The following is a 12506-nucleotide window of genomic DNA, read 5'->3' as shown; positions in this document are numbered from 1 at the left end:
CGGGCCTGTATCAAGAACCGTCTGCAAAGAAGGAAAATTCCTGGTGGAACGCAGGGGAGAAACTCTGGCACGCGCGATAAATCGCGCCGAAACGGTGACGTGCAAATTCTGAGTGATGATTACGTTTGGCCGCTCAACGGCGGGTGCGGAAAACAGGTGCCCGCAGCGGTGAAATCATAATTCAATAACCGACTGTTCTTGCGTCCTATCATGGTGTCGTCCTGTTTTGTACCGGGCATCTTTTTCACGCCGCCCACAAACAAAAAAGCCACACAGCAAAGGCTGTATGGCTTGGTAATCGCGATGCTCGATTAGCGCCGCTATATCATCAGCGTTTAAACGGCGTGTTGCACCAGTAATTCGGTCTCATCCGTGTACTGATAAACATCGTATTGAATGCCAGCAACGGTGAGGGTGCCTTGCTGCTGTTGCCAGCCGTCAATATCGTTGCCGGACAGAATATCCTCCAGCTTCACCACGTTGTTGGCGTCGCTGTCCAGCATGTACTGCGTTTTACCGTTATCAATCAATACGTCACTATCAACAACGGACAGCAGATCGCCAACACTCAGTGACGTTAACGCGTTGTTAAACGCGTCATCACCGCTTGCTGTATCTGCTGAGGTATCAATGGTGATCGCGAAGCTCTGGCTCCAGCTTGGTGCGCCCTCAACCTGCACCTGGAATGTCCAGTAGCCGTCATTCAGATTCTGCCAGGGCGTCCAGCTCCAGTTGCCCTCGTTGTCAGTGAAGGTGCTGTTGGTACGCACTCTGCCGCCATCGGTATACAAAATATCGATCAACGTATTAGCCGGACCGGTGCCATGCAGGGTTGGCAACGCGTCGTCAGTGATGCTGCCGCTGTAAAGGTCACCCTGATCGCTGCCGACGTTATCCGTAATATGGGAGATCTCAGCGTCGCGCATCGCCATACGGCCTTCTGGCGTATCAATGGTGATCGCGAAGCTCTGGCTCCAGCTCGGTGCGCCCTCAACCTGCACCTGGAACGTCCAGTAGCCGTCATTCAGATTCTGCCAGGGTGTCCAGCTCCAGTTGCCCTCGTTGTCGGTGAAGGTGCTGTTGGTGCGCACCCTGCCGCCATCGGTATACAGGATATCAATCAGCGTGTTAGCCGGTCCGGTGCCGTGCAGGGTCGGCATCGCATCATCGGTAATGCTGCCAGAGAAGCGGTCACCCTGATCGCTGCCGACATTATCCGTAATATGGGAGATCTCAGCGTCGCGCATCGCCATACGGCCTTCTGGCGTATCAATGGTGATCGCGAAGCTCTGGCTCCAGCTCGGTGCGCCCTCAACCTGCACCTGGAATGTCCAGTAGCCGTCATTCAGATTCTGCCAGGGCGTCCAGCTCCAGTTGCCCTCGTTGTCGGTGAAGGTGCTGTTGGTGCGCACCCTGCCGCCATCGGTATACAGGATATCAATCAGCGTGTTAGCCGGTCCGGTGCCGTGCAGGGTCGGCATCGCATCATCGGTAATGCTGCCGCTGAAACGTTCGCCTTGCTCGCTGCCCACGTTATCGTAGATGTGGGTGATCAGCGCGTCCGGTGCCGCCGGGGTGTCGATGACCAGCTTGAACGCATTGCTCCACGTGTCCTGGCCGTCGGCCTGCACTTTAAATGTCCAGGTACCATCGGCCAAATCGGCGCGTGGCGTCCAGCTCCAGTTACCGTCAGCATCGGTGGTGATACCGTTGTAGCGGGTTACGCTGCCATTGGTGAACATAATGTCCATGTAAGTGTTCGCCGGGCCGGTGCCGCGCAGGGTCGGAGCGGCATCATCGGTGCGGTTGCCGCTGGCACGCACGCCTTGCTCCTGTCCAACGTCATCCCAGGCATAGCGAATAACCGGGGTGATCGCTTTTACGCCGTAAGCGTAAGACGAAGGCTGGTGCGCGTAGCTTACCGGTGTGTCACTGACGAGGCTTTCAGGGAAGCTACTCAGGGTTTTGGTGGCGGTTTGCTCAATCACATAAGTTGAATTATCGAGCGCGATATAGGCGGTTGAACCGTTTTCACGCGACGCGCGGTCGGTGTCGAGGGTGTAATCCGGATAGCGTGTGTTCATCTGTAGTTCCTTAACAGAGTAAAAGAAGGGATTGACGCCTTGCTTGCCGAAACGGGCGGGCAACATGCCGGTCCGGCTTGGGCTGGCAAGCGCACAGACGAGAGGATGGGTTAAACGCGTTAATCAGGGTACGAGAATGGTCCCGATGCGCACGCAGCTTTTCAATGCGTGAGCGAGAAAAGCGCGGCAGTCGGCGGCCGCCGCGCGGGAGCGTTAAGGGCGGGAAGCGGGCGGCAACATGGTCAAAATGTCATCCAGCGGCACCGCGTGGCTAAACAAATAGCCTTGCAGCTGATTACAGCCTGCATCGGCCAGCGCGTTTTTCTGGCCTTCGGTTTCCACGCCTTCAGCGGTCACCGTTAAGCCCATCGCGTGACCTAACCGCACCACCGATTCCACAATCGCAGTAGAGTTCTGCGCCACGCCCAGCGACTGAGTAAACGAACGGTCAATCTTGATTTTGTCCACCGGGAAGCTGCTGAGGTAATTAAGGCTTGAATAGCCGGTACCAAAATCATCCAACGCAATCCGGAAGCCGGCTTCGCGCAGTGCAATGATGCTGTTGCGCGCCTCGTGTTCATCTTCGATCAGCACGCCTTCGGTGATCTCCAGCTCCATGCGCTGCGGATCGGCACCTTCTTCCTGCACGATATGGATGATGCGCTCAACAAAATTCACCGCGCGGAACTGCACCGGCGAGACGTTCACCGCCACCACAATATCCGGCAGCTTGAGCGACGTTTTACAGGCTTCGCGCAGCACCCATTCGCCGAGCGGGATGATCATGCCGGTCTCTTCGGCGATGGCGATGAAATCACCCGGTGCAACGTCGCCGCGCATGGCGTGATGCCAGCGCAACAGCGCCTCCAGGCCAACCACCTGCTGGCCGCTGATATCCATTAACGGCTGATACCACACCGCCAATCCACTAAACTTCACCAGCGCCTGACGCAAATCCGCCGCCATCTGCTGACGGGTGCGCAGCGATTCATCCATCACTTTTTCGAACTGGCGATACTGGCCGCGTCCGTGGTTTTTGGCGTCATAAAGGGCGATATCCGCTTTGCGCATCAGCTCCAGCCGATCAATACCGTCTTTTGGCGCCAGCGCCAGACCGATGCTGACGCCTACCCACAGCTCGCTGCCCACCAGCTGATACGGCTCGCTCAGGCGGCTGATGATGCGTTGCGCCAGCGATTGCACCTGACCAATATTCTCCACCTCCGGCATCACGATGATGAACTCGTCGCCGCCGATGCGGCCCACGGTGTCGCTGGTGCGCACAATCTCATTGAGGCGGCGCGCCACCTCAATAATCAACTCATCCCCGGCGTGATGGCCGTAGGTATCATTGATATTTTTGAAGCGATCAAGATCCAGCAGCAGCAGCGCCACGCGCTGATCGTGGCGTCCGGCCAGCGCCAGCGCCTGGGTTAAGCGATCTTCCACCAGGGAACGATTGGGCAAACCGGTTAACACATCATGAAAGGCCAGATGCTGCGCCTGCGCTTCACTGGCACCGAGTTTCAGCAGCGACTGCGACAGCTTGAGTGACGAGGTCCAGATGCGGCGCACCATCACCAAACACAGCACGGTAATCAGGATCACCGACAGCAAGGTAGACGGGCCGAGGGTGCGTAACATCTGCGCGCCGGGCTTATCGGGATTCCAGCTGAGATAACCGACCGGTTCGCCCTGTTGTGAATTCAGCAGATAGCGCGCTTTGGTTTTCCCCGCTGGCTCGCTGTCGCTGAAATGCAACTGACGCAGCTGGCTGCGATCGGCGAGGTTGCGCAGATAGCCATCGTCGAGAAACTTAATGCTTACCAGACGATAGCGCCCGGCCTGTTTGGTACTGCTGATATCGCCCACCGCCAGCGCGGCGGCGCGTTGACCGATGCGCACGAAATCGGCGTGATCGGTGGGGCCGGCTACCACATCGCTGTTTTGCACCAGCGGACTGTTCAGCATGTCCTGCAGATTAGGTCCGATGCGCTTGTCCGGCACCGGCTGGCCATTGCGCCACACGTTGATCAGCTGGTTGTCGCGGTCCAGCAGCACCACCAGCTGGTGATCAAACATGTCATAGAGCCAGCCGCCGACATTTTGCGTCAGCCAGCGTTGATCGGGATGCGACGACGCCAGCTGATCGGCCAGCGGAGACCAGCGCGTCAGGCTGCGCAGCTGGCGCAGATGTTCCGTCAGGCTCTGGGTAAACGAAGCCTGGATCATGCGCTGTTGCTGATCGCGCGCTTCGTTATTGCTTAACGCTGTGCCCCAGAACAGACCCACGCCCGCGCCGACAAAGGTCAGAAGCAAAATTGCCAGCAGCGGCAAAATAACTTCACGCACAAAGTTGCGGCGAAAACCATCCGATAGTTTTATTGCGTTAATCATTTTAAAAGTTGGCCTGACAAGAAGGGTTCATCCTTTAACCTAGCAGAACATCCGCAGGCTGTATTCTGTAAGGGAGCTGAAAGCGTGATGTAAATTAGCGTTAATTTTTTGAATGCTGTCACAAACAGAAAAGTTAAAAATAATTTATTAAAACGCCGTCCGTTTCGCTGCAATTCTGCTGCCCTAAAACAAATTCATCCGCCCGTCATTGAGCCGTCACGGCGCTGTCATCTGACATGCGCAATGTAATCGCCATCCCGCAGCAAGCCCGCTGCGTTCCTCAACCAATGCGAATGAGGTATTGAGCGTGATGGAGATATCCAGACATCCGACCACTGTTTATCAGGCTGTTGCCGCCCAACTTGAGCAGGCGCTGCAGGAGCGCTATCGCTGCGGCGACTATCTGCCTTCTGAACAGCAGTTGGCCGATCACTACGCAGTGAATCGTCACACCTTGCGGCGCGCGGTGGATGAGCTGGTCAACAAAGGCCTGCTGCAACGGCGTCACGGCGTGGGCATTTTGGTGCTGATGCGGCCGTACGATTATCCGCTGCATGCGCAGGCGCGCTTCAGCCAGAACCTGATGGAGCAGGGCAGCCATCCCACCAGCGAGCGTCTGCTGGCGGTGCTGCGTCCGGCGAGCAGTGATGTGGCGAGCGCGCTGGGCGTCAACGAAGGTGACAACGTTATCCACTTGCGCACGCTGCGCCGCGTCAATGGTGTGGCGGTGTGCGTCATTAACCACTTCCTGGCGCAACTCAGCTGGTGGCCGGCGCTGCAACAGTTCCACAGCGGTTCACTGCACGACTTTATGCAGCAGCAGCTTGGCCTGAGCCTGACGCGCAGCCAAACCCGCATCAGTACGCGTCGTGCACAAGCCAAAGAGTGCAAGCAGCTTGAGATTGCGCTGCAGTCGCCGCTGCTGTGTGTGCGCACCCTCAATAAACACAGCGACGGTCAGGTAGCGGAATACTCCGTCAGTCTGACGCGTGGCGACATGATTGAACTGACTCTGGAGCACGAATGACACAGCAAACCGCCCGCCAGCATTGGCTCTCGGTGCTGGCGCACAGTGAAGCCAGCCAGCTTGAAGCGCACTGGCAGCCGTTACGTATCAATACTGATTTTGAACGCATCCGTCCGGCAGAAACTGGCTTAACTCGCCTGCAGGCGCGCATGGGCGGCAGCGGTAAGCGCTTTGTGATGGGCGATGCCACGGTGACGCGTGCGGTGGTGAAGCTGCACAACGGCACGCTCGGCTTTAGCTACGTGCTGGGGCGCGACAAAGCGCACGCCGAACGCTGCGCGCTGATTGATGCGCTGCTGCAACAGCCGGAAACCCAGACGCTGTTGCAGGAAAAATTGATTGCCCCGCTGGCGGCTCTGCGTGAAGAGCAGCGACAGCTGCGCGCGCGTGAAATCGCCAGCTCCAAAGTGGATTTCTTTACGCTGGTTCGCGGAGATAACTGATGACTTTACTGGCAGGTTTTACCCATCCGGTGGCCGATGCCCAACGTGCTTTTCGTCGCATCCTCAAAGCGATGAGCGAGCCGGGCGTGATGGTATCGTTGCCGCTGCAACAGGGCTGGGGCGATCTCTCGCCGGCGGCCACGGCGGTGCTGCTGACGCTGGTCGATCAGGAGAGCGCGCTGTGGCTCGATGGCCGCATCGATAATGACGTGGTACGCAGCAACCTGCGTTTCCACACCGGCGTGCCGATTGTCGATGAACGCGATGCCCCCTTTGCGCTGACGCATGCGGCGGCCAATCCCGATCCGGCGCTGTTTGCCTCTGGCGACAATATGTCACCGGAAAAAAGCACCACGCTGATTGTGGAAGTGCCATCACTGAGCGGTGGCTTAACGCTGCGTCTTTCCGGTCCCGGCTTACGTGAGCCGCGCGCCGTTGCGCCGCAGCTGCCGGAAGCGATTCTGCACTATCTGCGTGAGCGCCCACATCCGTTCCCGCAAGGTGTGGATCTGATTTTCACCTGCGGTGAAGCGATGATGGCGCTGCCACGCACCACCGACGTGGAGGTGTGCTGATGTACGTTGCGGTCAAAGGGGGCGAAAAGGCGATAGCCAGCGCCCATCAGCTGCAGGCCGATCTGCGTCGTGGCGATCGCGAGGTCGCCGAATTGGGTTGCGATCAGGTGGCGCAACAGTTGGGTTTAGCGGTCGATCGCGTGATGACCGAAGGCGGCATCTACGATCCGCAGCTGGCGGCTTTAGCAATTAAACAGGCGAGCGGCGATCTGGTGGAAGCGATTTTCCTGCTACGCGCCTATCGCACCACGCTGCCGCGCCTCGCCGATAGCCTGGCGCTGGCAACCGCTGAGATGCGCCTCGAACGCCGCATCTCAGCGGTTTACAAGGATTTGCCGGGCGGCCAGGTGCTCGGCCCAACCTACGATTACAGCCATCGCCTGCTCGATTTCACGCTGCTGGCGAATGGCGAAACGCCCGCCGCGCCGCGTGACGATCAGGCGCTGCCACAACGTTGTCCGCACGTGTTCAGCATGATGACGGCTGAAGGCTTGGCGGCACGCGAAGAGGATGACGGCAGCGAGCCGTGCGACATCACGCGCGAACCGCCAGGCTATCCGGCAACGCGCGCCGCACGGCTGCAACAGCTGGTGCGCGGCGACGAAGGTTTTCTGCTGGCGCTCGGCTACTCGACGCAGCGCGGCTACGGCCGTAATCATCCGTTCGCCGGCGAAATTCGTACCGGTTATCTCAGCGTGTCAATCTGCCCGGAAGAGTTGGGCTTTGAGATTGAGATTGGCGAAATCCTGCTGACCGAATGCGAGATGGTGAACGGCTTCACCACCGAAACTGACAGCGCGCCGCACTTTACGCGCGGTTACGGTTTGGTGTTTGGCCGTTCCGAGCGCAAAGCGATGGCGATGGCGCTGGTGGATCGCGCGTTGCAGGCGCCGGAGTACCACGAACGTATTGCCGGCCCGGCGCAGGACGAAGAGTTTGTGCTGTCGCATGCCGACAACGTCGAAGCTGCGGGCTTTGTCTCGCATCTGAAACTGCCGCACTACGTCGATTTCCAGGCGGAGCTTGAGCTGCTGAAGCAACTGCGCCAACCGCATCAGGAGCATAACCATGAGTGAGTTAACCGGCTACAACAACGGTTATCTGGATGAGCAGACCAAACGCACCATCCGCCGCGCCATTCTGAAGGCGGTGGCGATTCCCGGTTATCAGGTGCCGTTCGCCGGACGCGAAATGCCGATGCCCTACGGTTGGGGCACCGGCGGGATTCAGATCACCGCCAGTATTATTGGCGATGCCGATGTGCTGAAGGTGATCGATCAGGGCGCGGATGACACCACCAACGCGGTATCCATTCGTCGCTTCTTCCAGCGCGTCAGCGGCGCGGCAACCACCGAAGCGACCCGTGATGCCACGCTGATCCAGACGCGCCACCGCATTCCGGAAACGCCGCTGGAAGAAGATCAAATCCTGATTTTCCAGGTGCCGATCCCCGAGCCGCTGCGCTTTATCGAGCCGCGCGAGACCGAAACCCGCACCATGCACGCGCTGGAGGAGTACGGCATCATGCAGGTGAAGCTGTATGAAGATATCGCCCGCTACGGCCATATCGCCACCACCTATGCCTATCCGGTGAAGGTCAACGATCGCTACGTGATGGATCCGTCGCCGATCCCCAAATTCGACAACCCCAAAATGCACATGATGCCGGCGCTGCAGCTGTTTGGTGCCGGACGTGAGAAACGCATCTATGCGCTGCCGCCGTATACCAAAGTGGAAAGCCTCGACTTCGACGATCACCCGTTCAGCGTGCAGCAGTGGGAAGAACCCTGCGCGCTGTGCGGTTCGCGCCACAGCTACCTCGACGAGGTGGTGATGGATGACGCCGGTACGCGCATGTTTGTCTGCTCCGATACCGATTTTTGCCACCAGCAGCAGGAACAACAGCATGCACAGTGAACAGCCGCTGCTTGCGGTCAACCATCTCACCCACCTTTACGCGCCCGGCAAAGGGTTTGAAGAGGTGAGTTTTGAACTCTATCCCGGCGAAGTGTTAGGCATTGTTGGGGAATCCGGATCGGGCAAAACCACCTTGCTGCGCAGCCTGTCGGCACGCTTAGCGCCGCAGCAGGGCAACATTCTTTATCGCGCGCAGGATCTCTATCAGCTGAGCGAGAGCGATCGCCGCCGCTTGCTGCGCACCGAATGGGGCGTGGTGCATCAGCATCCGCTGGATGGTTTGCGTCCGCAAGTCACGGCGGGCGGCAACATCGGCGAGCGGCTGATGGCGGTGGGCCAGCGGCATTACGGTGATATTCGTCAAGAGGCGATGCGCTGGCTGCAGGATGTGGAGATCCCCGCCAATCGCATCGATGATCTGCCCACCACCTTTTCCGGCGGCATGCAGCAGCGTTTACAGATTGCCCGCAACCTGGTGACGCAGCCGACGCTGGTATTTATGGATGAGCCAACCGGCGGGCTGGATGTGTCGGTGCAGGCGCGCCTGCTGGATCTGCTGCGCACGCTGGTACGTGAGCTGAATCTGGCGGTGGTGATTGTAACGCACGATCTCGGCGTGGCGCGGTTGCTGGCGCATCGCCTGCTGGTGATGAAGCAGGGGCGCGTGGTGGAGAGCGGGTTGACCGACCGGGTGCTGGACGATCCACATCATCCGTATACGCAGCTGCTGGTTTCATCGGTGCTTAACTAATGGCGGACATCACTATGCAACCTTTACTGCGCGTAGAGCATCTGAGCAAAACCTTTGTGCTGCACAACCAAAGCGGCGCCGCGCTGCCGGTATTGCAGGACGCCAATCTTGACGTCAGCGGCGGCGAATGCGTGGTGCTGCATGGCCGCTCCGGCAGCGGCAAATCCACGCTGCTGCGCGCGCTGTACGGCAACTATCAGGCCAACAGCGGTCACATCTGGCTGCAACATCAGGGCGAATGGATCGACATGGCCAACGCGCCCGCCCGCCAGATTCTGGCGATTCGGCGCCACAGCGTTGGCTGGGTCAGCCAGTTTTTGCGTGTCATCCCACGCGTGCCCACGCTGGAGATCGTGATGCAGCCGCTGCTGGAGCGCGGCACCGAGCGCGCCTTCTGCGAAAAGCGCGCCAAAGAGCTGCTGACGCGCCTCAATGTGCCGGAGCGTTTATGGTCACTGGCGCCGTCCACCTTCTCCGGCGGCGAACAGCAGCGCGTTAACATCGCACGCGGCTTTATCGCCGACTATCCGGTGCTGCTGCTGGATGAGCCAACCGCCTCGCTCGACAGCGCCAACAGCGCTGCGGTGGTGGAACTGATTGAACAGGCGCGCGCCCGCGGTGCCGCCATTGTCGGAATTTTCCATGACGAAGCGGTGCGCGCACGCGTGGCCGATCGCCTGCACGTCATGCAGCCAATGCAAGCAGGAGCAGAAGCATGATCGTCAACAACGTCCAACTGGTGCTGGAAAACGAAGTGGTAACGGGATCGCTGGAAATCCGTGACGGGCGCGTCGCCAGCTTTAGCGACAGCGTCAGCCAACAGCCGGGCGCGCTGGATGGCGAAAACGCCTTCCTGCTGCCGGGGTTGGTGGAGCTGCACACCGATAACCTCGACAAGTTCTTTACGCCGCGCCCGAAGGTGGATTGGCCCGCCTATTCGGCGATGAGCAGCCACGATGCGCTGATGGCCGCCAGCGGCATCACCACGGTGCTGGATGCGATTGGCGTCGGCGACGTCCGCGATGGCGGCCATCGTCTGGATAATCTCACCAAAATGATCGACGCGATTCAGGACAGCAATCGCAAAGGCATTAACCGCGCCGATCACCATTTGCATCTGCGCTGCGAGCTGCCGCACAACACCACGCTGCCGCTGTTTGAAGCGCTGATCAACACGCCGGAGCTGTCGCTGGTGTCGCTGATGGATCACTCGCCGGGCCAGCGCCAGTACGCCTCGCTGGAGATGTATCGCACCTATTATCAGGGCAAATATCAGCTCAACGACGAGCAGATGGATCAGTTTGAGCGTGAGCAGTTGGCGCTGGCCGCCGAGTTCTCCACGCCTAACCGCAACGCCATCGCCAGCTTGTGCCGTTCACGCGGCATTCCGCTGGCCAGCCACGATGATGCCACGGCGGCGCACGTTGCCGAATCGCATGAGGTCGGCAGCGCCATCGCCGAATTTCCCACCACGCTGGAGGCGGCACGCGCATCACGCAACTGCGGCATGCAGGTGCTGATGGGCGCGCCCAACATCGTGCGCGGCGGTTCGCACTCCGGCAACGTGGCGGCGGCAGAACTCGCCAGCCACGGCCTGCTGGATATTCTCTCCTCCGACTACTATCCCGCCAGCTTGCTCGACGCGGTGTTCCGGCTGGTGGCCGATGAGCGCAACACGCTGACGCTGCCGCAGGCGGCCGCGCTGGTGACCCGCAATCCGGCGCGGGCAATTGGCCTGCACGATCGCGGCCGCATCGCCGAAGGACTGCGTGCCGATTTGGTGCTGGTGCATACCGATCATGGTCATTCGCACATTCGTCACGTCTGGTCGCAAGGCAAGCGGGTGTTCTGATGGCGCGCCTGGTCTGGCTTACCGGGCCTTCGGGCGCGGGAAAAGACAGCCTGCTGAACGCGCTGCGCGAGGCGCCGCCGGAGAATCTACTGATCGCCCATCGCTACATTACGCGCGCCGCCGATGCGGGCGGCGAGAACCATGTGGCGCTAAGCGAAGCCGAGTTTCGACGGCGTGAGGCGCTGGGGTTGTTCGCCGTCAGCTGGCAGGCGCACGGCATGTATTACGGGCTGGGCGAGGAGATCGATCTGTGGCTGGCGCGCGGAATGGACGTGCTGGTGAACGGTTCGCGCCTGCATCTGCCGATGGTGCAGCAGCATTACGGCACGCAGCTGCTGCCGCTGGTATTGCAGGTTTCGCCAGCGGTGCTGGAAGCGCGTTTGCGGCAGCGTGGGCGCGAGTCAGAAGCGGAGATCGCGCAACGGCTGGCGCGTGCCGCCGAACCGCTGCCCGCGCACTGTTATGCGTTGAATAATGATGGTGCGTTGAGCGAAACACTGCTATCGCTGCGCCAGTTGCTGACCGATCCAGCCGCTGTCACCGTTTAATCATTTTACTGTCATCAAGCTTTCATCCGTTTTGCCCGTAATAGCGTGCAATCAACAGCTCAGAAGAGATGGAGTGCAACATGGCACAGGCATTACTGAAAACCGTTGTCGACAATCCCTTCCCGCACGTTACCGGGCAGGGCAACAAGGTGCTGTCGGTGCAGGGATTGTGCAAAGCGTACGGCGCCAACCAGGTGCTGGATAACGTCAGCTTCGATCTGCATGCGGGCGAGCTAGTGGCGGTGATTGGCCGCTCGGGCGCAGGCAAATCGACACTGTTACACATGCTCAACGGCACCATCAGCGCTTCGCAGGGCGCGATCCTCAGCAATCGCCACGGCGAAGTGGATCGCGATGTGGTGACGCTGAACAGCCGCCAGATGCGCGAGTGGCGCAGCGAATGCGGCATGATCTTCCAGGACTTCTGTCTGGTGCCGCGCCTCGACGTGCTGACCAACGTGCTGCTGGGTCGTTTAAGCCAGACCTCGACGCTGAAATCGTTCTTCAAAGTCTTCTCCGAAACCGACCGCGCCCGCGCTATCGAACTGCTGCAGTGGATGAACATGCTGCCGCAGGCGCTGCAGCGTGCGGAAAATCTCTCCGGCGGCCAGATGCAGCGCGTAGCGATTTGCCGGGCGCTGATGCAGAACCCGCGCATCCTGCTGGCGGACGAACCGGTGGCGTCGCTCGATCCGAAAAACACCAAGCGCATCATGGATGTGCTGCGTCAGGTGAGCGAGCAGGGCATCAGCGTAATGGTGAACCTGCACTCAATTGAATTGGTAAAAAGCTACTGCACCCGCGTCATCGGTATTCAGCGCGGCAAAGTGCTGTTTGATGGACATCCTTCCCGGTTGACCGACGGCCTGATGCATGAGCTGTACGGCGACGAAATTAACCAGCTCTACTAAC

The 12506-nt window shown here is 59.6% G+C and carries 12 protein-coding genes; 10 read left to right on the top strand and 2 right to left on the bottom strand.

Annotated features, from left to right (window positions below; translation table 11 throughout):
* Positions 1-335: 335 nt before the first annotated feature.
* Both AAF463_RS12320 and AAF463_RS12315 read right to left on the bottom strand, forming a co-directional pair.
* Positions 336-2084 (bottom strand): Ig-like domain-containing protein, encoded by a 1749-nt coding sequence (locus AAF463_RS12320; protein ID WP_350260860.1) that lies wholly within the window; start codon positions 2082-2084, stop codon positions 336-338.
* Positions 2085-2297: 213 nt separating this feature from the next.
* Complete coding sequence (locus tag AAF463_RS12315) at positions 2298-4481, bottom strand: EAL domain-containing protein (protein ID WP_350260859.1); 2184 nt, start codon at positions 4479-4481, stop codon at positions 2298-2300.
* A 310-nt stretch (positions 4482-4791) separates the two neighbouring features.
* On the opposite strand from AAF463_RS12315, the gene phnF reads away from it, so the two are divergent.
* From phnF to phnC, 10 genes are all read left to right on the top strand, one after another.
* A complete protein-coding gene (gene phnF, locus AAF463_RS12310) occupies positions 4792-5508 on the top strand; it encodes a phosphonate metabolism transcriptional regulator PhnF (RefSeq protein ID WP_192233472.1) in 717 nt (238 codons plus the stop codon).
* Positions 5505-5951, top strand: a complete 447-nt coding sequence (gene phnG, locus AAF463_RS12305) for a phosphonate C-P lyase system protein PhnG (RefSeq protein ID WP_192233474.1) — start codon at positions 5505-5507, stop codon at positions 5949-5951. Before phnF ends, phnG begins: the two co-directional genes overlap by 4 nt.
* The gene (gene phnH, locus AAF463_RS12300; protein WP_350260858.1) at positions 5951-6526 is read left to right on the top strand and encodes a phosphonate C-P lyase system protein PhnH; all 576 of its coding nucleotides are present in this window, start codon (positions 5951-5953) and stop codon (positions 6524-6526) included. Before phnG ends, phnH begins: the two co-directional genes overlap by 1 nt.
* Positions 6526-7602: a carbon-phosphorus lyase complex subunit PhnI gene (locus AAF463_RS12295; RefSeq protein WP_192233476.1), complete on the top strand. Its 1077-nt coding sequence runs from the start codon at positions 6526-6528 to the stop codon at positions 7600-7602. The genes phnH and AAF463_RS12295 overlap by 1 nt, the downstream gene beginning before the upstream one ends.
* On the top strand, positions 7595-8443 hold the full coding sequence (locus tag AAF463_RS12290; RefSeq protein WP_008105508.1) for an alpha-D-ribose 1-methylphosphonate 5-phosphate C-P-lyase PhnJ: 849 nt from the start codon (positions 7595-7597) through the stop codon (positions 8441-8443). The genes AAF463_RS12295 and AAF463_RS12290 overlap by 8 nt, the downstream gene beginning before the upstream one ends.
* Positions 8433-9194: a phosphonate C-P lyase system protein PhnK gene (phnK, locus tag AAF463_RS12285; protein WP_101762819.1), complete on the top strand. Its 762-nt coding sequence runs from the start codon at positions 8433-8435 to the stop codon at positions 9192-9194. Before AAF463_RS12290 ends, phnK begins: the two co-directional genes overlap by 11 nt.
* 14 nt (positions 9195-9208) lie before the next feature.
* Positions 9209-9913, top strand: coding sequence for a phosphonate C-P lyase system protein PhnL (gene phnL, locus AAF463_RS12280; RefSeq protein ID WP_240632910.1), 705 nt, complete (start codon positions 9209-9211; stop codon positions 9911-9913).
* Positions 9910-11046, top strand: a complete 1137-nt coding sequence (gene phnM, locus AAF463_RS12275) for an alpha-D-ribose 1-methylphosphonate 5-triphosphate diphosphatase (protein ID WP_350260857.1) — start codon at positions 9910-9912, stop codon at positions 11044-11046. The genes phnL and phnM overlap by 4 nt, the downstream gene beginning before the upstream one ends.
* Positions 11046-11594, top strand: coding sequence for a ribose 1,5-bisphosphokinase (gene phnN / locus AAF463_RS12270; protein ID WP_350260856.1), 549 nt, complete (start codon positions 11046-11048; stop codon positions 11592-11594). Before phnM ends, phnN begins: the two co-directional genes overlap by 1 nt.
* Positions 11595-11674: 80 nt before the next feature.
* Complete coding sequence (gene phnC, locus AAF463_RS12265; protein WP_350260855.1) at positions 11675-12505, top strand: phosphonate ABC transporter ATP-binding protein; 831 nt, start codon at positions 11675-11677, stop codon at positions 12503-12505.
* Position 12506: the final 1 nt, after the last annotated feature.

It is taken from the genome of Pantoea sp. BJ2 (genome assembly GCF_040255075.1).
Lineage (GTDB): Bacteria > Pseudomonadota > Gammaproteobacteria > Enterobacterales > Enterobacteriaceae > Pantoea > Pantoea leporis.
Note: the sequence above shows the minus strand (reverse complement) of the source record. Positions and strands in the feature narration are given on the sequence as shown.

Bases quoted from the DNA above. Each gene is read 5' to 3' on its own strand.
- phnC (WP_350260855.1), top strand. From the start codon at position 11,675: ATGGCACAGGCATTACTGAAAACCGTTGTCGACAATCCCTTCCCGCAC.
- phnF (WP_192233472.1), top strand. From the start codon at position 4,792: ATGGAGATATCCAGACATCCGACCACTGTTTATCAGGCTGTTGCCGCC.
- phnG (WP_192233474.1), top strand. From the start codon at position 5,505: ATGACACAGCAAACCGCCCGCCAGCATTGGCTCTCGGTGCTGGCGCAC.
- phnH (WP_350260858.1), top strand. From the start codon at position 5,951: ATGACTTTACTGGCAGGTTTTACCCATCCGGTGGCCGATGCCCAACGT.
- AAF463_RS12290 (WP_008105508.1), top strand. From the start codon at position 7,595: ATGAGTGAGTTAACCGGCTACAACAACGGTTATCTGGATGAGCAGACC.
- phnN (WP_350260856.1), top strand. From the start codon at position 11,046: ATGGCGCGCCTGGTCTGGCTTACCGGGCCTTCGGGCGCGGGAAAAGAC.
- AAF463_RS12315 (WP_350260859.1), bottom strand. From the start codon at position 4,481: ATGATTAACGCAATAAAACTATCGGATGGTTTTCGCCGCAACTTTGTG.
- AAF463_RS12320 (WP_350260860.1), bottom strand. From the start codon at position 2,084: ATGAACACACGCTATCCGGATTACACCCTCGACACCGACCGCGCGTCG.
- phnK (WP_101762819.1), top strand. From the start codon at position 8,433: ATGCACAGTGAACAGCCGCTGCTTGCGGTCAACCATCTCACCCACCTT.
- phnL (WP_240632910.1), top strand. From the start codon at position 9,209: ATGCAACCTTTACTGCGCGTAGAGCATCTGAGCAAAACCTTTGTGCTG.
- AAF463_RS12295 (WP_192233476.1), top strand. From the start codon at position 6,526: ATGTACGTTGCGGTCAAAGGGGGCGAAAAGGCGATAGCCAGCGCCCAT.
- phnM (WP_350260857.1), top strand. From the start codon at position 9,910: ATGATCGTCAACAACGTCCAACTGGTGCTGGAAAACGAAGTGGTAACG.